We start from the raw sequence: 26,226 nt of genomic DNA, 5'->3' as shown, positions 1-26,226 counted from the left end.
CACCGTTTGGCCTCGAAGGTAAAGCCGATTTGACCTATCTACGAAGGTGCAGTGACATCCACCTCAAGGTCACCTGGATCAGGATCGAAAGCCCGCAGCCGGTCGAAAACCGACCAGGCCACGGCCACTAGTGGCACGGCCACGACGGCACCAAGCAAGCCGGCAGCCAAGGCGCCGGCCACGACCGCCACTGCCACCATCACCGGATGCAGCTTGACCTGCTTGGCCATGATCAGTGGTTGAAGCAAATGGCCCTCAATTTGGCCAATTACCACGATCAACGCCACCACGCCCAAGGCCCACCAAGGCCCCTTGGCCGCAAAGGCCACGATGACGGCCGTCGACAAGGCAATGGCCGAGCCAACATAGGGTAGAAAAGTGCCCATAGTCACCAGTAGACCAATTGGTGCGGCCAATGGGATACCCATAATCGACAGGGCGATGCCGCAGAACAGGCCGTTGGTGGCGGCCACCAGGCTGATGCCGCGAACATAGCCGGAAAAGGTGTGCCAGGCAGCCGAGCCGCCCGCATGCCAGCGGCCGCGAGCCGACTTGGGTATTTGGTCCAGGAACCACTGCCACATCGAGCGCCCAGAGTTGACAAAGAAAACCGAACAAAACAGCGCCAAGACCACACCGGTGAGGATCTCAGCCGCCATTCCGGCCCTGGTCACCACAGCGCTGACAATGGTGCCCTGGTTGTTTTCGACCCAGTCTTGGAGCGACTGGCCAAGCTGAGCCAGATCGAACCCCTCAGCCCGCCAGGGCAGGCGCTGGATCCAGGCATCAATTTCGCCTAGGCCAGACAGCAGCTCGTTCCACAACTGCTGGAATTGGTTCGAAACGGACATAGTAATGAAAATGCCGATCCCACCTAAGCCGGCCAGGGCGATGACATAGGCCAGCACAGTGGCCAAGGCTCTGGGCATGATGCGGTCTAGCAGGTCGGCCAGGGGCCGCAAGGCGGCGGTGATGACGGCTGCCAAGAACATCGACACCGCCACAAGCTGGACCATAGAGACGGCGTAAACCACCACGCCGACGGCCGCCGCGATGACCAACAGGCGCCAGGCGTAACCAGCCGAAAGCCGCAGCCCCCTAGGCACATCAGAGCTGGGTGGCGCAGTTGTCACGCAGCCAGTTTGCCCCAGCGCCGGCGGGGGTGGAGGCGCGGCGCGCCGTGGTATGTTGTCCTGGCTCACCGCAGGTCAGTCCGAGTGGCGGAATTGGCAGACGCGCTAGCTTGAGGTGCTAGTGCCCTAAACGGGGCATGGGGGTTCAAGTCCCCCCTCGGACACCGCTCTGATCAGGCGAAACATGGTGGAGTTGGGGATCAATTGGACGAACGGCCGCGCAGCTTGTCGAGCTGGCGGCGCTGGGCCTTGGTGGGCCGGCCGCTGCCGGGTTGGCGCACGGCGAAGGTAGCGCCTTCCCGGCTGGAGCGCCCAGGCGGCGGGGGAGAGTGGTCATCGTAGGCCTCGACCGCCAGAGCCGCACCGACCCGTTTCACCAGTAACTGCCTTGCCACCACGATCCGCTCGCGCCGCCCACCGCGAACATGAACCTGGTCACCCAAGCCCACGCCGGTAGCCGGTTTGGCCCGTTCACCATTGACCCGGACGTGACCGGCTTTGCAAGCCGCAGCTGAAGCCGAGCGGGACGGAAACAACCGCACCGACCACATCCACGAATCGAGCCTGACCTTTTCCACCACACCATTGCACCACAACGTAGAGTTGGCGCCATGCGATACGGATTCATTGGAACCGGCGCCATGGCTGGGGCCATCATCGGCGCCCTGGTCAACGACGGTTATGCCCTGCCCAGCGAAATCTGCGCTTATGACCTTGACGAGGGTCGCCTGCAGCAAGTCGCCTCAAGCACAGGTATTGAGGCCATGGCCGGAAACCAAGAAGTGGCCGAGGCCAGCCCAACGGTTATCTTGGCGGTCAAACCGGCCTTCATGGACCAGGTCTTGCGCGAAATGGCGACCCAAATCGTGGCCCGGCGCCGCTTGGTCGTTTCAATTGCCGCCGGAGTCAAGCTGGCCAGGCTGGAGAGTTGGCTTAGCCCAAAGGTCCCGATCATCAGGGCCATGCCAAACCTAAACGTCAAGGTGGGCGCCGGTATGACCGCGGTGGCGCCTAATGCCGCCGTAAACCCAGCTCAGGTCAGGGACACACTTGAGCTGTTCGCCGGCATGGGCCAAGCAGTCCAAATCGAAGAACGCCTTTTCGGCGCTTTCACCGCCGTGGCCGGGTCGTCACCAGCTTGGGTTTTCCTCATGGTTGAGGCCCTGGCGCGAGGTGCCCTGGCGGCCGGCATGTCCAAGGCCCAGGCCCTTGAGGTCGCCACCCAAGCCGTGCTCGGCTCAGCCAAACTGCTCAGCGCCAGCCAACTTCACCCCTGGGCGCTGATTGACCAGGTCTCCTCACCCGGCGGCACTACGGTGGCCGGTTTGACCGAGTTAGAGGAGCGTGGCTTTTCCGCGGCGGTAGTGGCGGCGGTGGCCGCCACGGTCAAGCGCGAAGCCGAACTGGCCGGATAGGGGCCCAGGTCACGTGGAAGAATGATTCGGTGATCCAGCTACAGGCGGTATGCACAGGCAACATTTGCCGTTCGCCTATGGCCGAGGTAGTCATCCAAGCCAACCTGGAGCGCCAGGGGCTTTTGGAACAAGTGGCAGTGGCCTCGTCGGGTATCTCCAGTGAAGAACACGGCAACCCAATCGACCCCAGGGCGAAACGCGCCTTGGCCGCCAGGGGCTACAGCCTTCCCGCGGGCCATCAGGCCCACCGGATCACCGACAGCGAACTGGCCACCACAGACGTTATTTTGGCCATGACCTACCACCATTATCAAGCCCTGCTGCGCCGCGGGGCCGACCCGTCGCGTCTGCGCATGCTGCGCCAATTTGACCGGTCGCTGCCGGGCCAAGTGCCTAGCGCCGCCATCGACATTGACGACCCTTGGTACGGCGGGCCTGATGATTTCGAAGCCGCCCTGGACCAGATCGAAGCAGCCATGCCAGGGGTCATGCGCCGGGTCAATCACCTCATTTCCAGAGCCAAGTCGAACCAGGTTACGGTCGACCCGGCCGACGGCTGGCACTTTTGCGCCGATTGCGACAACTACCACTGGGGCCAATTCGGCGCTGCCGGTCTGCTGATCCATTTCGACGGCTCAGTCCTACTTCAGCTCAGGTCGCCGGCCTCGCATCACGGTTCGACCTGGGGACTTCCAGGCGGTGCCCGCCAGCAGGGCGAAAAACCCCTGGCCGCCGCGCTTCGCGAAGCTGGAGAGGAGATCACGTTCGACCTAAACCAGGTCCAAGCCGAATCGTGGTCGATCGCCCAGCATGATGGCTGGTCCTACACCACGGTGGTGGCCCGAGCCTCCAACCGGTTCGAGTCCCAGGCGGGTAACTGGGAGACCTCCGAGGTCCGCTGGTTTGAGGCCGCTGAGCTGGCATCCCACCAGCTTCACCCCGGTTTCGACCAGGCCTGGCCGTCTTTGCAGCCGCTATTGGGGGCCAGCGCCTGCTTGATTGTGGACGGCGCCAACCTGGTTGGCTCCAAGCCCGATGGCTGGTGGAAAGACCGCGCCGGCGCGGCAGTCAGGCTGCGTGACGAACTGGCGGTGATGGCGCAGCGCGGTTTGGCGGCGGCCAGTTTGCCGCAGTCCGATGCCGCTTTCTCACCTAATCGAGCCATCTTGCCGCCGGCGGAGCAACCTTTGGGGTTAACAGCGCCGGCCGGTTGGTGGCCCAGGATTGTACTGGTACTCGAAGGCCAGGCCCGTGGCGCCGGTCAACTGCCGGGCCTGAGAGTGGTCGACGCCCCAGGCGAAGGCGACGCGGAAATTGTCCGCCAAACCGAACTGGCCCTGGCTGACGCGACCAATTCCGCCGGTCCGGTGGTCGTGGCCACTGCCGATAAGGCCCTAATCGCACAGGTCACGGCCGCCGGGGCCTCAGTCATTTCGCCCGGCGCGTTGCGCCGCGCAATGTGACCTGGTGATTTAGGCTTGAGGCGTGAACCCATACGGCCTTTCGGCCCGGTTGTGCGAGTTGACGCCAATCATCCCTGCGGATGCCGACCGGGTTTACGAATACTGCCAGGATCCCGAAATCCAGCGCTGGACCGAAGTGCCAGTACCCTACCGGCTGGAGGACGCCGCCAGGTTCACAGTCGACACCTGCGCTAAAGGCTGGGACAACCCGATGACCTCTGTGCGGGTTTGGGGTATCCGGGTGCCGGACGAAAGCGGTCGGCCGGTTCTGGCCGGTAGCGTTGGGCTAAAACCAGACGGCCCCAGCTCGGTCGAGATTGGTTACTTGATAGCGCCGGAGTTTAGGGGCCAAGGAATCTGCACTGCGGCAGTCCAAGTGGTTGTGGCCCACGCGCTTGAACCCGAGCCGGACGGTCTTGGCATGCGACGGGTTCTGTGGCAAGCCATGGTTGGCAACTGGCCGTCCAGGGTGCTGGCTGTGCGTTGCGGCTTCACAGTCGAGGGCACAATTCGGTCACACTGCATTAGCCGGGGCGAGGGCGTTGACATTTGGATTGGCACGCTCCTGGCTTCTGACCTCGAGTCGATGCCGGACCTGTGGGAGCAGCACAACTTGGTGCGCCCCTGGCTCTGATCGGTACCCGCCCAGGTGTAGGATCCGCCGCCAAAGCCAGCTGGAACGGTCTGGAAGCAGGGCGCTAGCTGGCGCTGACAGCCTTGCGGCGGCTCCGGAAGACCCGAAGTGGCTCGGTCACAAGCTGCGGCAAGTGGCGGGCGTGGATCACCAACATGACCAGGGCGACCGCGCCATTGACCGCCGCCACGGTCAGCCGGGCATGTCGATCCGGCAAGGCGAACTCGGCCACAAACGAAGCCAGGATGTACCAGCAAGCCCAACTTGGGATGCGTAGCGAGACCAGAAAGGCGATTACCAACAAGGTCAGCGATGCTGTCAGGGCGAACTCCTGCATCTGGCGACCGGATTCCATGGTCAAGGGCAAAGCCCAACCGCCGCCACCCAACTTGAAGGCGATTGGCAATGAGCCAACTAAGGCCGACCACTGGTTGACAACAGCCGTGGTCAACATGGCGACCGCTGCCGCCGTGCGTCCATGGGCCGCCAGCGTCAAGGCGATAATGAACTCAGGCGCCTCGCTGGCCAACGGAGCCAGCCACTGGATCAACAAGTAGTTGGGCAAACCGAATTGCTCACCAACACTGCGCAACGATTCGACAAACGGGTCGGCCACCAGCAAAATCGTCACGGCGGCCAGCACAAACATGGCCGTGATGACGGTCCAGCGCCGTCGCTTGGCCAGGGCGCCAATCACTTCCGCCACCCCGACCAGCTCAGGTTCTTCAACCTCACCTTGGCTGGCATGCCACAAGAAAAAGGCAAATACCAGGATCAGCACCAGGCCCAGAATGATGTGGATCCGCCCGGTCGCCACGCCCAGCATGGCAACCAAGCTGGCCAAAACCGCGAAGGCCTGAATCGAGCGCTGCTCCGCCGGGATCTCCAGGCTGGCGAAACGTGGCGGCTTGGCCTGAAGCGGCGATAACCCGCTGGCCTGAGGGCTTTGGGCCCGGCGACGTTGCCGCCTGAGACCGAGCAGCACCACTAGAGGCAGGCCCAGTCCAATCACCAGCCTGGTGGCGCCGTTCATATTGGCCGAGGCCTCGGGTATGCGCGAAGGGTCAGCACCAGCTTTGTAAGCCAGTAACACATCGACAACATATTCCGGCAGTAGGGCCACGATCGCCACCAGGGCCAAAGCCAGTGCTCCGGCAATGTCCAATTCAGCTACTTCGACCGCCCAGCCAAGCATGGTCGCAGCGCACCAAACAGCCAGCCCAAAAGCAGCTAGTGCCAGCAGTGGCGGCACCTGCCAAGGGCCCACAGCCAGCGCCAGGCCCGGTATCAAGCCACCAAGGGCCATTGCGATTCTGAGCAGGGCTCCTGAGGTGCGCAACTACTCTCCCAACGGCATTATTCGGCGCGGCCAGACGCCCCAGCCTAACACCGAGGGCGGTGGTCATCGCGGCGCGCCTGACCCCTCTGGGCGGCCAAGGGCCTGAGGTGGGCGGCGCGCAGGCAGCGCCTTGATTGGGGCCGATGCCGGGCGCTGCGGTCAGACGGTTCGGGGCCGTGCCGAGTGGTACCGGCTGGTGGCGATTGGCCAGCCGGTAGGGTGGCCAAGTGGAATCCGATTCGACCGACTTGGCTGCCCAGACGCTGTCGATCTGCCGCGACCTGATTCGGATTGACACCACCAATACCGGCGATGACGGCTCAGTCGGGGAGCGCCTGGCGGCCGAATACGTCCTTGGTTTGCTCCAGGACTTGGGTTATGAACCGCATCTAGTTGAATCAAGACCGAAACGGGCTTCGGTTCTACTGCGGATCGAGGGTAGCCAGGGAAGTAGGCCGGCCTTGGTTTGGCACGGCCACCTTGACGTGGTGCCGGCAATTGCCCAGGAGTGGCAGGTCGACCCCTTCGGAGCCGAGGTCATTGACGGAATACTCTGGGGCCGCGGCGCGGTCGACATGAAAAACGTCGACGCCATGATGTTGGCCGTGGTCAAGCAGTGGGCCTTAACCGGCACCAAGCCGCCGCGGGATATCTTGTTGTGCTTCTTTGCCGATGAGGAATCCGGCGGCAAACTGGGCGCCCATTGGCTAGTTGACCACCAAAGGGAGTTTTTCGAAGGTGCCAACGAGGCCGTCGGCGAGGTGGGCGGCTTTTCGACCAGCTTGGCCGGGCGGCGGACCTACCTGATCCAGACGGCCGAAAAGGGCATTGCCTGGCTACGGCTGGTGGCGAAGGGCACGGCCGGCCACGGTTCTGCCCAAAACCCCGACAACGCTGTCAACCACCTGGTCGATGCCCTGTCCCGGATCGCCCAAGTATCCTGGCCAAGAGAGTTGACACCGACAATGACAGCCCTGCTCGAAGGTGCATCTGAGTTGACCGGCTTGAGGTTTGAACCGGACGACCCAGCCGCCATTGACCAGATCATTGCCGCCTTTGGCCCGGCCGGACGCTGGGTGGCACCTTCGCTTAGCACCAGCTGCAACCTCACTGGGCTTGACGCTGGGTCCAAGGTCAATGTGGTGCCGGGCCGGGCCCAAGCCATGATCGACATTAGGCCCCTGCCCGGCCAGCGTGACCTAGTCTTCGAAACCGTCACCGACCTGGCCGGGCCGCAGGTCAAGGTCGAAACCATCAACGACGACGTGGCCGTCCAAGCCCCCCTGGACCGACCGTTGGTTAGCGCCATGAAAGCGGCGCTGAAAAGGGCCGACCCAAGCGCCGGCATCGTGCCATATATGCTGCCAGCCGGAACTGACGCCAAAGCTCTCAGCCGCCTTTCACTAGCCTGTTACGGTTTCGCACCCCTGCGCCTGCCGGACGGGTTCGACTTCACAGCCATGTTCCACGGAGTCGACGAGCGTGTGCCAGTTGAGGCCCTGGCTTTTGGCGCTGAAGTGCTAGCCGATTTCCTGGCGCAGTGCTGATACTGATGCTCTAGACCTCTGGCTCTAGCGGCCCCGGCGCGGTAGCGTCATGGCATGAACGTCGAACCGCGCGCCGCCTTGGACCGACTGATCGCCGCTCTGGACCAGCACTTTGCGGCCGCCGCCAGTGGCCGAGGTGAAGACGATCCCTCCTTTGTCAGTGCCTATCAGACCCTGATTGATGCGTTCGAGACCTACGACGAAGCGCTCTACGAGGCCCACGGAATCGACACCCCCTTCTTGGTATACGACGAAGATGATGAAGACGGTGGCGACGAGGCCGGTCACGACGAAGACGAAGACGACGAAGACTTCGACTTCGACGAGGAGGAAAACGAAGACTAGCTGACTGGCCGGGCTTAGGTGGGGGCGGCCTAGGCTTCAGGCCCGCTGACCTCGCTGAGAGCCTCATTGATGGCCTGCGGCAGGACCAGATCCGCTTGTTTGAGGGCCACCCTTAGTTGAGGAGCGGTCCGTGCCCCAACAATGGCACTAGCCACTCCTGGCCGGCCGCGGACCCAGGCCAAGGCCACATCGAGTGGCGCCAAAGCCAGCCCTTCGGCTGCTGCCACTACCGCATCGACCACCGCCGCGGCGGCAGAATTGAGGTAGGGCTGGACAAAACCAGCCAAATGGGCCGAGGCGGCGCGTGAATCAGCCGGGATCGAGTGGCGGTACTTGCCGGTTAGAACCCCGCGTCCCAAAGGTGACCAAGCCAGCAGGCCGATGCCGAGTGCGCCGGTGGCCGGCATCAGTTCAGCTTCGATTTGGCGGGCCAACAAGGAGTATTCATTCTGGCTGGCCGCCAGGCCAATACCGCCTTCGAGTTTGGCCGCGGCCACGGCCAGCTGCCAGGCCGGATGGTTAGACAGGCCAACGTAACGGGTCCGGCCCGAGGCCACGGCAAATTCCAGGGCTGAGAGAGTCTCATCCAGCGGGGTCTGCGGGTCTGGGCTCTGAACCAGCCAAAGATCAACGTGGTCAGTGCCAAGCCGCCTCAGTGAAGCGTCAAGGCAGTCCAGTAAGTTGCCACGTGACGCGTCAACTATGGCGCTTTGACCGCGCAGGCGAGTACCAGACTTAGTGCATATGACTAGGTCCTGGCGGCTGGCCACCGAACCTGGTGCCATCAGCTGACCCAGTAGCCTCTCAGCTGCGCCGTCACCATAGGAGGTGGCCGTGTCGACCAGATTGCCGCCTTCGGCCAGGAAATCGGCCAATTGGTCGGCCGCATCCATCTGCTCAGTGTCACGGCCCCAGGTCATGGTGCCAAGACCAATCGAGGACAACCTCAGGCCGCTGCGGCCGAGTTTGCGATACTCCACGCCGGTCAGGCTAACAAGCAAAAGGCCAGCCGGTGTGGGAGACTCGCCAGGTGCAATCCTGGCAGGCGGTGATTCTAGGCCTAATCCAAGGGCTAACCGAGTTCCTGCCTGTCTCATCGTCCGGCCACATTCGGATCTTTAGTGGGCTGTTTGGCTGGGCCGACCCAGGTGCGGCCTTTACCGCCATCATCCAAATTGGTACCGAAGCGGCGGTTTTGCTCTACTTCAGGCAGCAGGTCAAGAAAATCGCCGTGTCTTGGGGCCGGTCAGTGGTGCTGTTCAAGGGCCGGCCGGTTGATGATCACGCCAGAATGGGCTGGCTAATAATTGTCGGCACCTTGCCTGTAGTCATCTTGGGCTGGTTATTCAAAGACTCAATTGAGACCCATTTGCGCTCCTTATGGCTGGTGGCAGCGATGCTAGTGGGCTTCGCCGGGGTCTTGTGGCTGGCCGATAGTTTTCTTGGACACCGACCGGGCAAGGAGCTGAGCCAACTGGGCTGGCGAGACGGCTTGATCTTTGGGCTGGCCCAGTCCTTGGCCCTGATTCCTGGGGTTTCGCGTTCCGGCGGCACAATCTCGGCCGGGCTGTTTATGGGCTACAGCCGCTCGGCCGCGGCCCGCTATTCGTTTCTGTTAGCCATGCCGGCTGTCTTTGGCTCAGCCCTACTCGAATTGGTCCGGTCTTTGGGCGAACCAACAGACGCCAACTTCCCCGGCTGGGGTGGCACCGTGGTGGCGACGATTGTGTCATTCGTGGTTGGCTACTTCGTCATCATCGCCTTCCTCAAGATAGTCTCGACCTTCTCTTTCAAACCGTTCGTCTACTACCGGGTGGCGATTGGCTCGCTAGTGTTGATATTGCTGGCAGCAGGGGTGCTCGCCGCCCAGTAGGCTTAGCTGCGTGCATGCTTGGACTGGGCCTTCGGTTAGCGTCATTCCAGGCACAGGTGATATCCCGCTTATCCTCAACGATGTCACCGGAGCCCTGGAAGCCTCGGCCATCGGAGACACAGCCTCGCTCTATGTTTGCGGCATCACACCCTATGACTCGACCCACCTGGGTCATGCCGCGACCTATTTGGCTTTCGATCTGCTGGTCCGGGCCTGGCGTGACGCCGGCCTGACCATCCAATACGCCCAATGTGTGACCGACATTGACAATCCACTGCTGGAAAGGGCCAGGTCGACCGGCCAAGAGTGGGACAAGATCGCCACCAGCCAAACCAACGTCTACCGCCGCGACATGGCCGCCTTGCGGGTCATCCCACCGGACTACTACCGCGGTGTGATTGAGTCCATGCCAGCCATGATTCAGGCGGTTGAGACTCTACTTGACCGCGGTTGGGCCTACCGCGTCCCGGTTTGGGGCGCCGGTCCTGGTGCCCTGGGAGACGTCTACGCCGATTTGTCGATTGATGCCGACTTTGGCGCCCTGGCCCAACTGCCGGAACACACAATGGACCGCCTCTTTGAAGAACGCGGCGGCGACCCGGACCGGCCGGGCAAACGGGCCCGGCTCGATCCGCTGCTCTGGCGGGCCGCCCGGCTGGGTGAGCCGGTTTGGGACGGGCGTACCTTGGGCAAAGGGCGGCCTGGTTGGCATGTCACCTGTTCGGTTATCGCGACGAGCGAATTGGGCTGCCCGGTTGATGTGCTAGGCGGCGGCAGCGACTTGGTCTTTCCGCACCACGAAATGTCGACCTCCCATGTTCGTGGCATCACCGGGTCTGACCAGCCGGTCCGCCTGACTATGCATACGGGCATGGTGGCCTATGGCGGTCACAAAATGTCTAAGTCTCTGGGCAATTTGGTTTTTGTGCGGGAGTTGCTGTCGCGGGGCATCAACCCAGCGGCTATCCGCCTGGCTCTACTGGCCCATCACTACCGGGACGACTGGGAGTGGACCGGCCACGAATTGGTTCAAGCCGAGGCCCGGTTGGCCCGTTGGCGCGAAGTCATTTTGTCTGGGCGTGAACAAGGCGCCTCGGCCAGCGCTATCGCCGAGATTCGCGCGGCCTTAGCCAACGACCTCGATACCCCAGGCGCTATCGCCGCCATCGATTCGTGGGTGGCGACGGCTCCAAACGCTGCCCAACGCTACCCCTATGCCGGCGCTGACCTGCGCCGCGCCGTCGACGCGCTACTTGGCATCCAGCTCTACTAGCCGCCAGGCCACCAAAAGCCAGATGGCCGCACCAGGCGCGGGCCGGCATCGGGCAGAGGCTAAATGTCCTTCTGGTGCCGGCGCAGGTAACGCTCAAACTCCTTAGCCATGGCTTCGCCGGAGGCGTCCGGCGAGTCGAGAGTGTCCTTGGCCTCCTCCAGCTTGGCGACGTATTGGGCAATCTCGTCTTCCTCGGCCGCCAGCTGGTCAACGTCCTTCTGCCAGGCCTCGGCCGCGGCTTCGAGCTCGGTTGTGAAGTAACTATCACCGGTCAGGCGGGCCACCTCTTTGACCATTGCCAACTGGGCTTTGGGGGAGGGCGCACCGCCAACGTAGTGCGGCACGGCCGCCCACAGGGCCACCGTTGGCAGGGATAGCTCGGACCAGGCGGCCAGTTCCAAGGCTGTCAGGATTCCGGCCGGGCCTTCATAGCTTGACTCCTCCAATTTCAACTGGTCGCGCAGGGCGGTGCTGAATGAAGTGGCCTGGACTGGTACCGGGCGGGTGTGGGGGACATCGGCCAGTAGTGCGCCCAAGGTGAAGAGCTGGTCTACATCGCGTTCTACCAGCACATCAAGGATTTCCTGGCAAAACTCATGCCACCTGAAGGATGGCTCAACTCCGCAGATGAAAATCATGTTCTGCTCATCGAGAGTGCTTTCAAGCAGATCAGTGGTGGGCCAGCGCAGTTCCCTCAGGCCATCGGCGTTGAAACGGGCCACCGGCCGGCTGACCTGAAAGTCGCAGTACTCCTCAGGGTCAATCAGCCCAAATCTGATGGCTTCTCGCTGCTCGGCCATCATTGTGATCGCATCGGTAGCCGCCCCACCGGCATCGTTCCAGCCAGCGAAGGCGGCCACGGCGATAGTCAGTTTTGACTGACGGCGTGATTTGCCCACGGCCCCACACTACCGATGAAAGTGGTGATCCACATCACCCGGTCATCTCTACAATGACCCTCGTGCCAACTGACACTCCAGTCCTTGTTGCCGACGGCGCCTTAGGCACCATGCTGCAACAGGCCGGCTTGACCGCGGCCGACTACCGCGGCACCGACGGCTGCTTGGAAGTGATCAACTTATCCCGGCCAGATCTGGTCCAGTCGATCCACCGGGCCTATTTGGCGGTCGGCGTTGACGCGGTGACGACCAACTCTTTCGGGGCCCATCCGCTAACCCTGGCCGAGCATGGCTTGGCCGGCCAAACTGACCAGCTCAATCGCCTGGCCGCCCAGCTGGCCCGTCAGGCGGTTGACCAGGCCGCTTCGCCTTCCAGCGCCGCCTTGGTGCTCGGCTCGATGGGGCCCGGCTCGAAGCTGCCTTCGCTGGGCCACGTCTCCTTCGCCGAAATGCGTGACGGGTATGCCCTTCAGGCCGCCGGCCTACTTGGGGGCGGCGCCGACCGGCTACTGATTGAGACTTGCCAAGATCCTTTGCAGGCCAAGGCGGCGGTCTTGGGGGCCCGCCTGGCCGATCCCGGAGCCCACCTGACCGTTCACCTCACCATAGAGACCACTGGCACCATGCTGATGGGCACGGAGACCCTGGCGGCCCTGACCACACTCGAAGCCTTGGGCGTTGACGGGATTGGTTTGAATTGCGCCACCGGGCCGGAAGAAATGTCTGAGCATCTGCGCACCCTGGCGCAGAACACTGCCTTGCCGATTAGTGCCATGCCCAACGCCGGGCTGCCCGTCATTGGACCCGACGGTCAGGCCGTCTATGACTTGACCCCTCAGCAGTTAGCCACCTGGCTTGACCGGTTCGTTGACCAATTTGGCCTGGCCATGGTGGGCGGGTGTTGTGGTACCACGCCTGAGCATCTGGCGGCAGTGGTCACACGCTTGGCCGCACGGGCCAGGCGCCCAGCTGGGGGCGACGGTGCCGGCCCGTCTAGGGCCAGCGGCATCGGCCGCGCCAGTCCCAGCCCCCACCTTTCTGCCGAGAGGGAGGTTTGGCCTACTGCCGGCCGCCTGGTGACCGAGCGCGAACCGGCTGGCCGGATTTCGTCCCTGTTCCAGGCAGTCGACCTGAAACAGGACACCAGCTACCTGGTGGTAGGGGAGCGGACCAACGCCAATGGGTCGAAACGCTTCCGCCAAGCCATGGTGGCCGGGGACACTGACACCTGCCTGGCGATTGCCCGGGACCAGGCCGTGGCCGGGGCGCATATCCTCGACCTGTCGGTCGACTATGTTGGCCGCGACGGCCCAGCCGATATGGCCAGGCTGGTCAGGGCCTTGGCCACGACCTCGACGCTGCCGCTGATGATTGATACGACCGAACCGGCCGTGGTCAAAGCCGCCTTAGACAACTACGGCGGGCGGGCCGTGGTCAACTCGGTCAACTACGAATCTGGTGACGGGGCTGACTCCCGCTTTAGGCAAACCATGGCTTTGGTCAAGGCGCATGGTGCGGCTGTGGTTGGACTGGCTATTGACGAACAAGGCCAAGCCCGTACCGCTGAGCGCAAACTGGCTGTGGCCCAACGGCTGGTCGACCAACTCTCCGGCGAGTATGGGCTGGCCCCGAGCGATATTTTGATCGACCCTTTGACCTTTCCGATTGGCACCGGCCAGGACGAAACGCGTCGCGATGGCCTGGCCACGCTTGAGGCCGTCAAAGCCATCAGGGCGGCCAGTCCCAAGGTGGGTTTGATGTTGGGCGTATCGAATGTTTCCTTTGGTCTGTCACCTCAAGCCCGAGTGGTACTCAACTCCGTCTTCTTGGACCAGGCGGTCAAAGCCGGCCTGGATGCGGCCATAGTTAGGCCCGGCGGTATCAAACCGCTGGCCCGCCTGGAGCCGGAGCTGGTTGAGCTGGCCCTTGACCTGCTCTACGACCGGCGCCGGCCTGGCTATGACCCGCTGCTCGAGCTGCTCGAGCGCTGTCAAGATTTGGACCTAAGCCCAAGCGGACCGGTCCTGGAAACCTTGCCCTTGGCCGAGCGCATCGCCCAACGCATTATTGATGGCGCTGCCGACGGGCTGGAAGCGGATCTGGCTGAGGCTCTGGCGGCCGGTCAGGCGCCGCTGGACTTGATCAACGAGCTGTTGCTTGGAGCCATGGCCCAGGTCGGAGTGCTATTTGGCGAGGGCCGGATGCAATTGCCGTTTGTCTTGCGCAGCGCCGAGGTGATGAAGCAGGCCGTGGCCTATTTGGAGGGTCGAATCGAGGCTTCGTCAGTGGGCTCGAAAGGCACGGTGGTGCTAGCGACAGTAGCCGGTGATGTCCACGACATTGGCAAGAACTTGGTCGACATAATCGTCTCCAACAACGGCTTCAAAGTGGTCAACCTGGGGGTCAAACAGCCAATTGGGCGGATCCTGGCCGCGGCGGAAGAATCCGGCGCATTGGCGATTGGCCTGTCCGGCCTGCTGGTCAAGTCGACTCAGGTGATGAAAGCCAATCTTGAAGAAATGAACCTGCGCGGGGTAGCTGGGCGGTGGCCGGTAGTTTTGGGCGGGGCTGCCCTGACCCGATCCTTCGTCGAGACCGAGCTTAGGCAGGTGTTCGAGGGTGAGGTCTACTACGCCAAAGATGCCTTCACCACCCTTGACTACTTCAACCAGTTCGCCGGCCGTGTGGCGGCGGGGACTGACGGGTCTGCTGAGCCTGCCAAAGCTGCCTCTGGCGGGCAGACGGTGGCTGGGCAGCCCCGTCATGCCAAACCTCTAACTCGCGACGAGGTGGCGGCGGGGACTGACGAGTCTGCTGAGTCTGCCAAAGCTCCCTTAGGCGGCAAGGGCGGGAGAGTGGGCCCGGCCGCGGTGCCAACGCCGCCGTTCTGGGGAACCAAGGTGACCAAAGGCATCGCTTTGGCCGCCTACGTCGACCGGATTGACCCCAGGTCGCTGTTTGTTCGCCAATGGGGGCTAAAAGCCGGTGCCGGAGAACGCAGCGTTGAAGAGCTGATCGAAACCGAAGGCTGGCCGCGCTACCGGGCGCTGATAGATGAGGTCAGAGCCAAGGCCGTGGCCCAGGCCGGGGTCATCCATGGCTACTTCCCGGTGCGGGCCGAAGCCGAGACGCTGATTCTGTTTGAACCGACCGATCACGACAGCGAACTTGGCCGTTTGACCTTTCCCCGACAGGCCAACCGCCGGCATCTTTGCCTGACCGACTACTTCGCCCGCGACCGGCTTGATGTCCTAGCTCTGCAAGCCGTCACGGTCGGGGCGGGTTTCACCAAGCTTGGCCAAGACTGGCGGGCAAAGGGACGCTACCGCGACTACGCCGAACTAAACGGTCTGGCGGCCGAGCTAACCGAAGCGCTGGCCGCCTACTGGCACGACCGAATTCGCCTCGAACTTGGCCTGGAAGAGAACCAAGGCGCCCGCTACTCGTTGGGTTACCCGGCTTGTCCTGACGTTTCCGGACGCTTACTGCTGTGCCAGATCCTCGGCGTGTCGCGCATTGGCCTCAAGTTGACCTGCGGTTATCAGCTCGACCCGGCACATGCTACCGAAGCCATGGTGGTACACCACCGAGAAGCCAGCTACTTTTCTGTCAGGCCAACGAAGGAGGCTTAGGTGGGCAGTGAAAACCCTGGCCTGAAGGCCGTCTTGTGGGATCTAGACGGCACCCTGCTTGACACCGAGCCGGCCTGGTTCGAAGCGCAGAGCGCCATGATCGAATCCTTTGGTGGCCGCTGGACGGCAGCTGACCACGCCCCTCTGGTTGGCTCCCACCTACCCGATACCGCCATTGCCCTGCGGGCTAAAGGCGTCGATTTGCCCGGTGAGCAAATCATTGAAGGGTTGCTCGACCAGGTCATCGAAAACGTCCGGCAGACCCGGCCGTTCACGCCTGGATCACTCAAGCTTGTAGCCGGCTGCCGGGCCGCCGGGTTGGCCCAGGCTCTAGTGACTATGTCTTACCGGCGGTTCGCCAACCTGGTGGAGGAAATGGTGCCAGGCGGCTTTGACGCAGTGGTCTGCGGCGATGAGGTCTTGCGCGGCAAGCCCGATGCCGAACCCTACCTGGCAGCGGCCCGCGCCTTGGGTTTAGAGCCGGCTGAATGTCTGGTTATCGAGGACTCGCCAACCGGCGTCACCAGCGCCTTGGCCGCCGGTATGGCCACTGTGGTGGCGCGCGGACTGGTGGTAGTAGATCTGCAAGCAGGGCTCTCACGTGTCGGATCACTGAAGGAGCTTGGGGTCGAGCAGTTGCGGGCCATCCACGGTGGCCTATCGGTCGACACCTGGCAATGACCGGGCCGGTCAGGGCGGCTTGTCCGTGCTTAGTGATGAAATATGACCATGACGGCCAGCCATGGTGAGCAGGGTTCCTTTCCCGGGCTAACGCCCAAACCCCGCCCTGCCCGCCGGCCCAAACCAGCCCCACAGCTGGCCTCCAAGCTGCCGGTGGCCCGCCTGGCACTTGACCTGGAACCGGCCCATCTGGACCGGCTCTTTGACTATGCCGTGCCGGCCAAGCTGTCTGATCAAGCCCAAGTGGGGGTGCGGGTGAGTGTGCGCTTCGCCGGGCGCCGGGTCAAGGGTTACCTGGTGGAGCGGGTGGCCATAAGTGACCACAAAGCCGCTTTGGCGCCACTGGAACGGGTGGTCAGCCCGCTACCGGTTTTGACCAAAGGGCTGTGGCGTCTAGTTGGTCAGGTGGCCCGGCGATATGCCGGCACCAGGGCCAGTGTCTTGCGCCTGGCGATTCCACCGCTCCACCTGGCCACCGAGACATCCCTGGCGTCAACCAATCAGCCGGCGACAACAGGTGGCCCAACTAACCCAGCGGCCGTCGAGGCCATAGCTGCCCGGCCTGAGCTTCAGACCCCGTGGTCGCCATATACCGGCGGAGCCAGCTTGCTACGCCATCTGGCCAGCGGCAGCGCCGTCAAAGTGGCCTGGCTGGCTCTACCTTGGGTGGACCTTGCCCCGGCGTCGGGTGGACCGGGCCAGGCCGCCCCGGCGAGCCTCAGCGCCGGCTTGCCGGCCGGGGTGGTGGCCGCGGTCGCCTCGGTGGCCGCCGGTGGCCGGCAGTCCCTGGTGATCTGCCCAAATGAGCGCCAGGCCAGCCGTCTGCACAAGGCCATAGCAGCCTTCGAGCTGGGCCCGGTGGCACGACTGGTAGCCAGCGATGGCCCGGCCGCCAGGATGACCGGCTACGACCAGATGCGGCGCGGTCAAGCCGTAGTTGGTGTTGGCACGCGGGCAGCGGTTTACCAGCCGATGGCCCGGCCCGGGTTGATTGTGGTGGTCGAGCCAGATGATCCGGCCATGGTTGAGCCGCATGCCCCCTATCCCCATGTCAGGCAGATCGCTGCCCTGGCGGCCAGCGAGTCGGCCTGCTCGTTGATTTACGCTTCGACCAGTCGTTCGGTCGAAATCCAAGCCTGGGTTGACAGCGGCTGGTTGGTTGACGTGGCCGCCCCCAGAGAGCTGGTGCGCCAGGCCAGCGCCCGGGTAGAGGTGCCCGGCCAAGACCGGCTCGAGGCCGAGGGGCCCAGCGGCGCCACCAGGTTGCCGGGCGTGGCCTTCAGTCTGCTGCGCCAGGCCCTGCCAAATGGACCGGTTCTGGTCCAGGTGCCAAGAGCGGGTTATGTTACGGCGCTGGCCTGCGCCAAATGCCGCCAAGTGGCTCGCTGCCCAAGCTGCCAAGGCCCGCTCAGCTTTGAGGGTGCAGATCAAGCAGCCTGGTGCCGCAACTGTGCCTCACCGGCCCCCAGCCTGCTTTGTCGCCAATGCGGTGGCTCAAGCTGGCATCATCTGACAGTTGGCGCTGCTCGCACAGCCCAGGAACTGGGCCGGGCTTTTGGCGCAGTGCCACTGGTCTTTTCGGCGGCCGAGGCCCCAGGCGGAGTGATTGACAGCCTCAGCGATTCCCCGGCCCTGGTCGTGGCGACGCCGGGATCTGAACCAGTGGTCGCCTCAGGTTATGCCGCCGCTGCCCTGCTCGACGGCGGTGCCCTGACCGGCCGGCCACAACTCGATGCCACCACCACGGCCCTGCGGCACTGGACCAGGGCGGCCAGCCTGGTGCGTCCAGCCAGCCAAGGCGGTCGAGTGCTGCTATTGGGTTGGCCTGCACCAGGACCGGCCGGGGCGCTGGTGCGCTGGGATCCCAGCGGCTTCGCCGCCCGCGAGCTGAGCGAACGCCAGCAGCTTGGCTTGCCGCCAGCGACCAAAGCGGTGGTCGTGACCGGGCCGGAACCAGCCCTAGCCACGTTCCAGTTGGGTTTGGATCTGCCCGCCTCGGTCCGCATTTTGGAACCGGGTGCTGCCCGGCCGGGTCGATTGGTTCTGTTGGCGCCCATTGAAGCCGCCGGGGAGGTGATCGATCTCAGTTACAAACGCCTAGGACAGATGCGCCAAAGCCGACCAGGCCAGCTCAGACTCCAGGTCGAGGGTCAAATCGACTAGCCTTCGCATGTGAGGATTGGCTTTGCCGGCACCCCAGAAGTGGCCGTGCCATCGCTTCGGGCACTGGCGGCCCAGCCTGGCCTGGAGTTGCTGGTGGTGATTTCGCGACCAGATGCGCCAACTGGCCGGGGCCGGGCGACCGAACCCAGCCCGGTGTCAAAAACGGCTCTTGAACTGGGGCTGGATCTGCAGCGCCCGGCCAGGCCAAGCGATCCGGCTCTGCTGGCGCGGCTCAAAGCGCTCCAGCTGGACGCCATTGCGGTGGTGGCCTACGGCGCCATGATTCCCGATCAGGCTCTGACAATTCCGCGACACGGCTGGATCAATTTGCATTTCTCGTTGCTGCCGGCCTGGCGTGGGGCGGCGCCGGTCCAGCGGGCCATTGAGCGTGGCGATGACATTGGCGGCGCCACAACCTTCCAGCTTGTTCACGAACTTGACGCCGGACCGGTCTATGGCCACCTGACCTACCGCCTACCACTCAGGGGCACCGCTGGCGAGGTACTGCAAACCCTGGCCCACGATGGGGTTCGCTTGCTGGTCGACACCTTGGCCGCTGTTGCCAATGGTTCGGCCCGGCCCCAAGCCCAGGCGGCCGCGGAGGTCAGCTACGCCCACAAACTGACCCCTGACGACGCTCGAGTCAACTGGAACCGGCCGGCCCAGGCCCTCGACCGGCAGATTCGGGCCTGCACGCCGGCCCCAGGAGCTTGGTCTGAGCACCAGGGACAACGACTGGGCTTGGGTCCACTGGCGTCTTTGGGAGACCGCTTGGCCAAGCGAGTCGACTTGGCGCTTGAACCAGGCCAATTGGACGTCACCAAACATGAAGTCTGGATTGGCACGGCCGATGCCGCCGTCCAGCTCGACCGCGTCAAACCGGCCGGAAAGCGGCCCATGCCGGCGGCTGATTGGGCTCGCGGTCAGCGTCTTAGCAGCGGAGACAGGCTGTGAGCGGCTCAAACCAGCCTGGCTCCCAGCCGCCGGGCAGCCAGGGATCAAACCGGCGCCACCAAGGCCCGTCGCGGCGATTTGAGTCACGACCTGGCGCCCGCGGGCAGGTCCGGCAGTGGGGCGGCGACCAAGTTAGGGCCCGGTCAAAACAGGCGCCATCGCAACGCCAACGCGCCGCCGATGCGCCCCGCCGCGTCGCCTTTGACCTGCTGCGGGCAGTCGACCAAGGCGCCTACGCCAACCTTTGGCTACCCAAAACGCTGAGACAGCGGGACATCTGGGGCCGGGACGCTGCCTTTGCGACCGAATTGGCTTACGGCACCACCCGCCTGCGCGGCTCCTATGACGCCGTCATAGATCAAGTGGCTGGCCGGGCCCGGATTGACCCTGAAGTGAGGGACTGCCTGCGTCTTGGAGTTCACCAGATCGCCAATATGCGCGTGCCAGATCATGCCGCCGTGGCGGCCACTGTGGCCGTGGCCTGTGAGGCCATTGGCATTGGTCCGGCCAATTTCGTCAACGCCATTCTCCGGGCCGTAACCGAGCAGGGCTACGAGGCAGTTTTGGCTGCCATTGCGCCTGACGATGGTTCGGTTGAACATCTAGCCTTGCGCCTGTCCTACCCCGAGTGGGTGGTCAGAGCCCTGCGCCAAGCCCTAATCGGTTCGGGCCGTCAACCAGGCGATCTGGCGGGAGTACTGGCAGCTGGCAATGAGCACACCGCCACCACCCTGGTGGCCAGGCCAACTCTGATTAGCCCAGAACAACTAGCAGAGCAGATTGAACAAAAAACTGGCCGGGCGGCCCAACCCGGCCGGTATTTGCCAACCGCCTTGACCATGTCTCGCGGCGCCCCAGGTGACCTGCCGGCAATTCGACACGGACAGGCCGCTGTCCAAGATGAAGGCTCACAGCTGGTCGCCTGGGCCCTGGCTCAAGCCCCCCTGGCCAGCGATCAAGGCCAGTGGCTTGACCTCTGCGCCGGACCGGGCGGCAAGGCAGCCTTCCTGGCCGGTCTGCTGGCGCAAAGCCAAAAGCCCGGCCTGACACCTCTTTTGACCGCCAACGAACCCCAAGGCCACCGGGCCGACCTGGTGAAACAGGCTCTTCGACAGTTCGAGACCGTTTGCCAGGTTACTCAGCTGGATGGCCGCGACCTGACAGGCTCCTACGACCGGGTGTTGGTCGATGTGCCGTGTACCGGTCTTGGCGCCTTGAGCCGGCGGCCAGAAGCCCGCTGGCGCCACCAACCGCAGGATCTGGGCAGTCTGCGCCCGCTCCAACGCCAGCTTTTGCGGGCCGGCATCGGCGCCACCAAAACGGGCGGATTGACGCTCTACGCCACTTGTTCGCCCCACCTGGCTGAGACCCGCCACGTCATCTCCGATGTGCTCGAGTCAAGCCAGGGCGTCGAAGTTGTTGACCTGGCTCAGGTGCCTCAGCTGGCCGCTACCGGTGCAGTTCAAAGCGATGGAATGGCGCAGTTGTGGACCGACCAGCACGGCACCGACGCCATGTTCCTGGCCCTGCTGCGCAAAGTGGGCGACTAGGCTACCTGATATGTCGATTCGGATTGCGCCTTCAATCCTGGCCGCGGATCTGTCCAACCTGACAGCTGAGATGGGCCGGGTGGCTACGGCTGACCTGATCCACGTTGATGTCATGGACGGAGTTTTTGTGCCCAACTTGACCATGGGACAGCCTGTGGTCGAGCGGCTGGGACAGGTCAGCCCATTGCCACTTGATGTGCATCTGATGATTAGCGAACCGGATCGCTGGGCCCTTGACTTCGCCCTGCCAGGGGTTGAAATGGTGACTTTCCATCTCGAAGCTGCTACGGGGCCAGTTCGCCTGGCCAACCATTTGCACCAGGCCGGTGTCAAAGTGGGTCTGGCCATCAATCCCGGTACACCAGTGGCTTGGCTCGAAGACTTGATCGACGAAATCGACGTCATCCTGGTGATGGGCGTTGAACCTGGTTTTGCCGGGCAGGATTTCATCGAACGCTCAATTGACAAACTGACCCAAGCCCGGGCCTTGGCCGCCCAAGCCAACCACCCGGTTTCGGTTGAACTTGACGGCGGCGCCAACCGCCAACGCATGGCCCGAATAGTCGCCGCCGGGGCGGATATAGTCGTGGCCGGGGCGGCCGTCTTCGGGGCCGAGGACCCGGCCGGTGAGGTGAGCGCCTTGCGCAGGGCAGTTGACGGTCCCAAACCCCGACCAGTCAACAACCACCCCAAACCCGGCCCTAGGCCAGGCCCGCCGCCGAGCCTGGCCTTTCGGTGAGGGTATGAACCTCGACCAAGCCCTCGACCGGACCTTCGAACTGGCGGCCCAGGGCCGCCCTGAGGGGCCCAATCCGCTAGTTGGCTGTGTCATCGTGTCCAATGACGGGCAGTTGCTGGGGCAGGGCTTCCACGCTGGGGCTGGCACCCAACACGCCGAGACGGCCGCGCTTGATGCCGTCAAGCAGGCCGGTTTGAGCCCCAAAGGGGCAACCCTGGTCGTCACATTGGAGCCATGCGCCCACCAGGGCCGGGTTGGACCGTGCGCGCCGGCTTTGGTCCAAGCCGGGATCCGGCGGGTGGTTATGGCCATGGCCGAGTCAAACCCAGACGCTGCCGGCGGGGCGGACCATCTGCGCAGTCACGGCGTGGCGGTGGAGCTGGCCCCAATCGCGGCCCAGGCCAGGGCGCGGGAGCTGAATTTGGCCTGGTGGCATTCGGTTTCCACCGGGCGACCTTTTGTCACACTCAAAATCGCGGCCAGCCTGGACGGTCGCATCGCCGCGCCGGATGGCACCTCGCAGTGGATCACCGGTCGTCAAGCTCGACTTCATGGCCATGGCCTCAGGGCCCAGGTCGGTGCCATCCTAATTGGCAGTGGCACGCTGAGGGCAGACGACCCGGCTCTAAGCGCTCGGGATCCAGATGGTGCGCTGGCGCGCCATCAGCCACTGCGTCTGGTCATGGGGCATCGACCAATTTGGCCCGAGGCGGCCATCTTGGGGCCTGGCGGTGAGACCATCCAGGTGGCGAGCCATGACCCAAACGACGTTTTGCAGGAGCTAGCGCCGCGACAGATCCGCCACCTTCTGATCGAAGGCGGCGCAACTGTGGCTGGAGCCTGGCTTTCGGCCGGGCTGGTCGACCGGGTAATGGCCTATCTGGCGCCGGTAGTCTTGGGCAATGGGCGTCCGGCCGTAGTACAACCCAGTGTGACCAGCCTGAGCCAAGCTTGGCGCTTGGCCACACACCAAGTCACGCAGCTGGGCTCGGATGTCCTGATCGAAGCCAGAAGGCTTGAGGACTAGAAAGGGCAAGATGTTTACCGGACTGGTTGAAGAAATGGGCACTGTGACGCGCTTTGACACGGCTGGCTCTGGCGCCCGGCTCGAGGTCCAAGGACCCGGGGTTCTGCAAGGCGCCGGCCTGGGCGATTCGATCGCCGTGTCCGGGGTTTGCCTAACCGTCTCGGAGCTGGAGGATGACCGTTTCGCGGCCGACGTCATGGCCGAGACCCTGCGCCACACCACCCTTGGCGACATGCGCGCCGGGTCAAGGGTCAACCTGGAGCGGGCACTACCGGCCAATGGGCGCCTGGGCGGCCATATTGTTCTAGGGCACGTTGACGGCACCAGCCAGCTGACTAGCCGGACTGAAGCCAAGGACTGGGATGATTTCGTGTTCGAGTTGCCGCTGGCGCTGGCGCGCTACGCCGCTCGTAAAGGTTCGATCAGCGTTGACGGTGTCTCGCTGACCATTACCGACGTGGTCGACGCTGGGCCGGGCCAGGACAGGGGCAGTTTTGGAGTCTCACTGATTCCGACAACATTGCGTCAAACCAGCCTGGGCCTTTTGCTGCCAGGTGACCGGGTCAACCTCGAAATGGACGTTATCGCCAAATACGTCGAGCGGCTGACTCAATGATCACTACCGGGACTATTGAGCAGGCCCTTGACGAGATCAAAGCCGGCCGGCCGGTCCTAGTTGCTGATGCCTCTGATCGCGAAAACGAGGCCGACGCCATAATCGCTGCTCAGGACGTTTCCGAAGACTGGATTGCCTGGATCATTCGCCACTCTTCGGGTTATCTTTGCGCCCCGATGACGGCGGGGAGGGCTGATGCCTTAGCCCTTCCCTTGATGGTGCCTAACTCCCAAGATCCGCGCCGCACGGCCTACACGGTCACCGTGGACGCCGCCAATGGAGTGACGACGGGCATTTCGGCCGGCGACCGGGCCACCACGCTGCGGGTCTTGGCTGATCCAAAAGCCGGGCCGGGCGAGCTTATCCGTCCGGGCCACGTCCTGCCGCTAAGGGCAGTACCCGGTGGCGTTTTGCACCGAGGTGGCCACACCGAGGCGGCCGTCGATCTTTGCCGCCTGGCCTCAGTCCCGCCGGTGGCCGCCATTGCCGAGCTGGTTCGGGACGACGGAGCCATGATGCGCCTACCCGAGGCCGCCCGTTTGGCCGCCCAAGAGGGCCTGATAGTCATTACCATTGCCGACCTAGTGGCTTGGCGCCGCGCCCACGGCGACTTTGCGCCGGACCTTTCAGATCAAAGCCGGCCTGGCGGCATCGGCCTCAGCCAAAACCCACCAGGCAGCGGTCTGAGCGCCGAAGCCCGCGTAGTGCGCACCAACCAGGCAGCCCTGCCCACCGCCCACGGCGATTTCGACTTGATTGGCTACCGCGACCAAGTCAGTGGCGCCGAGCATGTCGCCCTGGTGCCACCAGACCGCCCTGGCAACCTGGTCCGGGTCCACTCAGAATGCCTGACCGGTGATGCTTTCGGCTCGCAGCGCTGCGACTGCGGCCCACAGCTGGCCCGGGCCATGGCGATGGTGGCTGAACAAGGCGGGGCCGTGGTCTACTTGACCGGCCACGAGGGCCGGGGCATTGGCCTGAGGGCCAAAATCGACGCCTACGCCCTGCAAGACTCCGGGCTCGATACGGTTCAGGCCAACCTTGAACTTGGCTGGCCAGCAGATCGACGCGAATACGGTGCGGCGGCGGCCATTTTGAAGGACCTAGGCCTCGATCAGATCCGGCTGCTAACCAACAACCCAGCCAAAGTTGAAGGCCTGCGGGCCCACGGCACGGTTGTTGAGACTGTCGAACCGATTGTGGCTGGCCTCAACAGCCACAATGTTGACTACCTACGGACCAAGGCCAAGCAAATGGGCCACCGACTGACGGCCCAATTAATTAAGGAGATGACAGCAACATGAGCGGTGGGGCGGGTGTTCCTGGCATTACCGTTGAACCCGGCTGTGGCCAGGGTTTGCGCCTGGTGGTGGTGGCAGCGCAGTGGCACGCTGAGGTGGCTGAGGGGCTTCTGGCTGGCGCGCTGGCCGCGCTCGACCGCTCCGGAGCCGAGGTCGAGGTTATCCGGGTGCCCGGTGCCTTCGAGCTGCCGGTGGCGACGCTAAGGGCGTTGCAGGCCGGGGCCGATGCCGCTGTGGCCCTGGGCGTGGTCATCCAAGGCGAGACGCCGCACTTCGAGTACGTCTGCCGGGCCGCCACCGAGGGCCTAACTCAGGTCGCTTTGACCACCGGTAAAGCCGTCGGTTTTGGCGTCCTGACCGTCGACGATGCCGAACAGGCCATCGACCGGGCCGGGTTGCCGCATTCACGCGAAGACAAAGGTGGTGAAGCTGCCACCGCGGCCTTGCAAACGGCCCTGGTGCTGCGGCAACTGGCAGGCTAGGCGGGGTTTGGAAGCGCCGGCGGCGCAACGCGGTGAACCCCCTACAGGCGGCAGGCCAAGATCTTGGTGATAAGAATGGCCCGGGCGCCAACCTGATAGAGGCGATCCATCAGCTCATTGGTGGCGTTGGCCGGAACCATTGCCCTAACCGCCACCCACTGTTTGTCGTGCAGCGGCGAGACGGTTGGCGATTCCAGCCCGGGTGTGATCGAAACCGCCCGTTCGACCTGGTCAATCGGCACGTCATAGTCCATTAGGACATATCTGCGGGCCACCAACACACCCTGTAAACGCCTAAGTAGGACCTCAAAGGTGTCTGGTTGGCTCAGCGCCGCCTGGCGCCTAATCAGGATGGCCTCGGAATCCAAAATCGATTCGCCAAAGACCGTCAACCCGGCAGCCCTAAGTGTTGTGCCGGTCGAAACGACATCTGCCACGGCATCGGCCACACCCAGTTGGATGGCGCTTTCAACAGCCCCGTCGAGGCGAACTACGGCGGCGTCAATACGCCGGTTCTTCAGATAGCCGGATACTAACCCGGGATAGGCGGTGGCCACCCGCTGGCCTTGGAGTTGCTCGACCTGGTCAATTAGGCCCGGCGGTGCGGCGAAACGGAAAGTCGAGTCGCCAAAGCCCAAGGCCAGCGCCTCAGTGGCGGCCGCCCCAGAATCCATAAGCAGGTCCCGGCCGGTGATGCCGGCATCGACTGTGCCAGCGCCAACATAGACCGCCACGTCGCGAGGTCGAAGATAGAAGAATTCGACCCCGGCTGTCGGGTCGACTAAGACCAATTCGCGGCTTTCGCGCCGTTGGGCGTAACCGGCCGCTTTGAGGATGGCGACGGCCGGTTCTGATAGTGAGCCCTTGTTGGGGATGGCTAGTCGTAGCATTTAGAGCCTCTCAAAGACCATTGTCATCGGTACCGACCGGGCCACCAGGAGCAGCTGGGCGTAGTAGAGCAGCTGGGAGACCTCAAGGGCGACCTGTTCGTCGCTTTCATACTCGGCCGCCATCCAGGCCTCAGCAGCCTCTTCAACCAGCTTTTTGCCGATTTGATGTACGCCCGCATCCAGCAGCCGGGCTGACTCAGAGGTGGCTGGACGCAGCTTTTCCCGTTCGAGCAACTGCTGATATAGCTGGTCAAAGGTCTTCACAAGCTA

General features: G+C 63.7%; 24 protein-coding genes, 1 tRNA gene and 1 pseudogene. 19 read left to right on the top strand and 7 right to left on the bottom strand.

Annotated features, from left to right (window positions below; genetic code table 11):
* Positions 1–38: 38 nt before the first annotated feature.
* Entirely contained in the window at positions 39–1,133 is a 1,095-nt protein-coding gene (locus tag FWD29_00265; protein MCL2802378.1) for an AI-2E family transporter, read from the bottom strand.
* A gap of 78 nt (positions 1,134–1,211) precedes the next feature.
* Here FWD29_00265 and FWD29_00260 point away from each other — a divergent pair.
* Positions 1,212–1,297, top strand: a tRNA-Leu gene (locus FWD29_00260).
* A gap of 36 nt (positions 1,298–1,333) precedes the next feature.
* Here the strand turns inward: FWD29_00260 and FWD29_00255 are convergent.
* Positions 1,334–1,684 (bottom strand): S4 domain-containing protein, encoded by a 351-nt coding sequence (locus tag FWD29_00255; protein MCL2802377.1) that lies wholly within the window; start codon positions 1,682–1,684, stop codon positions 1,334–1,336.
* 60 nt (positions 1,685–1,744) lie between these two features.
* On the opposite strand from FWD29_00255, the gene proC reads away from it, so the two are divergent.
* The 4 genes and pseudogenes from proC (at position 1,745) to FWD29_00235 (ending at position 4,645) form a co-directional block, all read left to right on the top strand.
* Positions 1,745–2,548 (top strand): pyrroline-5-carboxylate reductase, encoded by an 804-nt coding sequence (gene proC, locus FWD29_00250; GenBank protein MCL2802376.1) that lies wholly within the window; start codon positions 1,745–1,747, stop codon positions 2,546–2,548.
* 77 nt (positions 2,549–2,625) lie between these two features.
* Positions 2,626–3,039 (top strand): annotated as a pseudogene (locus FWD29_00245) (low molecular weight phosphotyrosine protein phosphatase).
* The gene (locus tag FWD29_00240) at positions 3,037–4,011 is read left to right on the top strand and encodes an NUDIX domain-containing protein (protein MCL2802375.1); all 975 of its coding nucleotides are present in this window, start codon (positions 3,037–3,039) and stop codon (positions 4,009–4,011) included. The pseudogene FWD29_00245 and the gene FWD29_00240 overlap by 3 nt, the downstream one beginning before the upstream one ends.
* 22 nt (positions 4,012–4,033) lie before the next feature.
* Positions 4,034–4,645: a GNAT family N-acetyltransferase gene (locus FWD29_00235; protein ID MCL2802374.1), complete on the top strand. Its 612-nt coding sequence runs from the start codon at positions 4,034–4,036 to the stop codon at positions 4,643–4,645.
* A 64-nt stretch (positions 4,646–4,709) separates the two neighbouring features.
* Here the strand turns inward: FWD29_00235 and FWD29_00230 are convergent, their stop codons facing one another.
* The gene (locus FWD29_00230) at positions 4,710–5,984 is read right to left on the bottom strand and encodes a sodium:proton exchanger (protein ID MCL2802373.1); all 1,275 of its coding nucleotides are present in this window, start codon (positions 5,982–5,984) and stop codon (positions 4,710–4,712) included.
* Positions 5,985–6,211: 227 nt separating this feature from the next.
* Here FWD29_00230 and FWD29_00225 point away from each other — a divergent pair, with 227 nt between their 5' ends.
* A complete protein-coding gene (locus tag FWD29_00225) occupies positions 6,212–7,531 on the top strand; it encodes a M20/M25/M40 family metallo-hydrolase (protein ID MCL2802372.1) in 1,320 nt (439 codons plus the stop codon).
* A gap of 54 nt (positions 7,532–7,585) precedes the next feature.
* Positions 7,586–7,876, top strand: coding sequence for a hypothetical protein (locus tag FWD29_00220; protein MCL2802371.1), 291 nt, complete (start codon positions 7,586–7,588; stop codon positions 7,874–7,876).
* A 29-nt stretch (positions 7,877–7,905) separates the two neighbouring features.
* Here FWD29_00220 and FWD29_00215 read toward each other — a convergent pair whose 3' ends face one another.
* Positions 7,906–8,856: an aldo/keto reductase gene (locus tag FWD29_00215; protein ID MCL2802370.1), complete on the bottom strand. Its 951-nt coding sequence runs from the start codon at positions 8,854–8,856 to the stop codon at positions 7,906–7,908.
* A gap of 32 nt (positions 8,857–8,888) precedes the next feature.
* Between FWD29_00215 and FWD29_00210 the strand changes: the two genes are divergently transcribed.
* Together FWD29_00210 and mshC are read left to right on the top strand one after the other, a co-directional pair.
* Positions 8,889–9,749: an undecaprenyl-diphosphate phosphatase gene (locus tag FWD29_00210; GenBank protein MCL2802369.1), complete on the top strand. Its 861-nt coding sequence runs from the start codon at positions 8,889–8,891 to the stop codon at positions 9,747–9,749.
* Positions 9,750–9,759: 10 nt separating this feature from the next.
* Positions 9,760–11,022 carry a cysteine--1-D-myo-inosityl 2-amino-2-deoxy-alpha-D-glucopyranoside ligase gene (gene mshC / locus FWD29_00205; protein ID MCL2802368.1) on the top strand — a complete coding sequence of 421 codons (1,263 nt, stop codon included), beginning with the start codon at positions 9,760–9,762 and terminating at the stop codon, positions 11,020–11,022.
* A 59-nt stretch (positions 11,023–11,081) separates the two neighbouring features.
* On the opposite strand, the gene FWD29_00200 is transcribed toward mshC, so the two are convergent.
* Positions 11,082–11,921: a PAC2 family protein gene (locus FWD29_00200; GenBank protein ID MCL2802367.1), complete on the bottom strand. Its 840-nt coding sequence runs from the start codon at positions 11,919–11,921 to the stop codon at positions 11,082–11,084.
* A 62-nt stretch (positions 11,922–11,983) separates the two neighbouring features.
* Between FWD29_00200 and FWD29_00195 the strand changes: the two genes are divergently transcribed.
* From FWD29_00195 to ribH, 10 genes are read left to right on the top strand one after another with little or no spacing between them, the layout of a single operon-like run.
* Positions 11,984–15,553, top strand: coding sequence for a homocysteine S-methyltransferase family protein (locus FWD29_00195; protein MCL2802366.1), 3,570 nt, complete (start codon positions 11,984–11,986; stop codon positions 15,551–15,553).
* On the top strand, positions 15,554–16,234 hold the full coding sequence (locus tag FWD29_00190) for an HAD family phosphatase (GenBank protein ID MCL2802365.1): 681 nt from the start codon (positions 15,554–15,556) through the stop codon (positions 16,232–16,234).
* 48 nt (positions 16,235–16,282) lie between these two features.
* Positions 16,283–18,397, top strand: coding sequence for a primosomal protein N' (locus FWD29_00185; protein MCL2802364.1), 2,115 nt, complete (start codon positions 16,283–16,285; stop codon positions 18,395–18,397).
* A 9-nt stretch (positions 18,398–18,406) separates the two neighbouring features.
* Entirely contained in the window at positions 18,407–19,351 is a 945-nt protein-coding gene (fmt, locus tag FWD29_00180) for a methionyl-tRNA formyltransferase (GenBank protein MCL2802363.1), read from the top strand.
* Entirely contained in the window at positions 19,348–20,901 is a 1,554-nt protein-coding gene (locus FWD29_00175) for an rRNA small subunit methyltransferase B (GenBank protein MCL2802362.1), read from the top strand. Before fmt ends, FWD29_00175 begins: the two co-directional genes overlap by 4 nt.
* 10 nt (positions 20,902–20,911) lie before the next feature.
* The gene (rpe, locus tag FWD29_00170; protein ID MCL2802361.1) at positions 20,912–21,640 is read left to right on the top strand and encodes a ribulose-phosphate 3-epimerase; all 729 of its coding nucleotides are present in this window, start codon (positions 20,912–20,914) and stop codon (positions 21,638–21,640) included.
* Positions 21,641–21,644: 4 nt separating this feature from the next.
* Positions 21,645–22,667 carry a bifunctional diaminohydroxyphosphoribosylaminopyrimidine deaminase/5-amino-6-(5-phosphoribosylamino)uracil reductase RibD gene (gene ribD, locus FWD29_00165; protein ID MCL2802360.1) on the top strand — a complete coding sequence of 341 codons (1,023 nt, stop codon included), beginning with the start codon at positions 21,645–21,647 and terminating at the stop codon, positions 22,665–22,667.
* A gap of 10 nt (positions 22,668–22,677) precedes the next feature.
* On the top strand, positions 22,678–23,283 hold the full coding sequence (locus FWD29_00160; GenBank protein MCL2802359.1) for a riboflavin synthase: 606 nt from the start codon (positions 22,678–22,680) through the stop codon (positions 23,281–23,283).
* Entirely contained in the window at positions 23,280–24,587 is a 1,308-nt protein-coding gene (gene ribA, locus FWD29_00155) for a GTP cyclohydrolase II (GenBank protein MCL2802358.1), read from the top strand. The genes FWD29_00160 and ribA overlap by 4 nt, the downstream gene beginning before the upstream one ends.
* On the top strand, positions 24,584–25,066 hold the full coding sequence (gene ribH, locus FWD29_00150; protein MCL2802357.1) for a 6,7-dimethyl-8-ribityllumazine synthase: 483 nt from the start codon (positions 24,584–24,586) through the stop codon (positions 25,064–25,066). The genes ribA and ribH overlap by 4 nt, the downstream gene beginning before the upstream one ends.
* Before the next feature lie 41 nt (positions 25,067–25,107).
* Here ribH and hisG read toward each other — a convergent pair whose 3' ends face one another.
* Together hisG and FWD29_00140 are read right to left on the bottom strand one after the other, a co-directional pair.
* The gene (gene hisG / locus FWD29_00145; GenBank protein ID MCL2802356.1) at positions 25,108–25,956 is read right to left on the bottom strand and encodes an ATP phosphoribosyltransferase; all 849 of its coding nucleotides are present in this window, start codon (positions 25,954–25,956) and stop codon (positions 25,108–25,110) included.
* Positions 25,957–26,220, bottom strand: coding sequence for a phosphoribosyl-ATP diphosphatase (locus FWD29_00140; protein MCL2802355.1), 264 nt, complete (start codon positions 26,218–26,220; stop codon positions 25,957–25,959).
* Positions 26,221–26,226: the final 6 nt, after the last annotated feature.

This window comes from Micrococcales bacterium, from assembly GCA_009784895.1.
Taxonomy (GTDB): domain Bacteria; phylum Actinomycetota; class Actinomycetes; order Actinomycetales; family WQXJ01; genus WQXJ01.
This window is presented reverse-complemented; position numbering and strand designations above follow the sequence as displayed.

Bases quoted from the DNA above. Each gene is read 5' to 3' on its own strand.
- FWD29_00240 (MCL2802375.1), top strand. From the start codon at position 3,037: ATGCGCCGGGTCAATCACCTCATTTCCAGAGCCAAGTCGAACCAGGTT.
- FWD29_00185 (MCL2802364.1), top strand. From the start codon at position 16,283: ATGACGGCCAGCCATGGTGAGCAGGGTTCCTTTCCCGGGCTAACGCCC.
- ribA (MCL2802358.1), top strand. From the start codon at position 23,280: ATGATCACTACCGGGACTATTGAGCAGGCCCTTGACGAGATCAAAGCC.
- ribH (MCL2802357.1), top strand. From the start codon at position 24,584: ATGAGCGGTGGGGCGGGTGTTCCTGGCATTACCGTTGAACCCGGCTGT.
- FWD29_00255 (MCL2802377.1), bottom strand. From the start codon at position 1,684: ATGTGGTCGGTGCGGTTGTTTCCGTCCCGCTCGGCTTCAGCTGCGGCT.
- proC (MCL2802376.1), top strand. From the start codon at position 1,745: ATGCGATACGGATTCATTGGAACCGGCGCCATGGCTGGGGCCATCATC.
- ribD (MCL2802360.1), top strand. From the start codon at position 21,645: ATGAACCTCGACCAAGCCCTCGACCGGACCTTCGAACTGGCGGCCCAG.
- hisG (MCL2802356.1), bottom strand. From the start codon at position 25,956: ATGCTACGACTAGCCATCCCCAACAAGGGCTCACTATCAGAACCGGCC.
- rpe (MCL2802361.1), top strand. From the start codon at position 20,912: ATGTCGATTCGGATTGCGCCTTCAATCCTGGCCGCGGATCTGTCCAAC.
- FWD29_00160 (MCL2802359.1), top strand. From the start codon at position 22,678: ATGTTTACCGGACTGGTTGAAGAAATGGGCACTGTGACGCGCTTTGAC.
- FWD29_00220 (MCL2802371.1), top strand. From the start codon at position 7,586: ATGAACGTCGAACCGCGCGCCGCCTTGGACCGACTGATCGCCGCTCTG.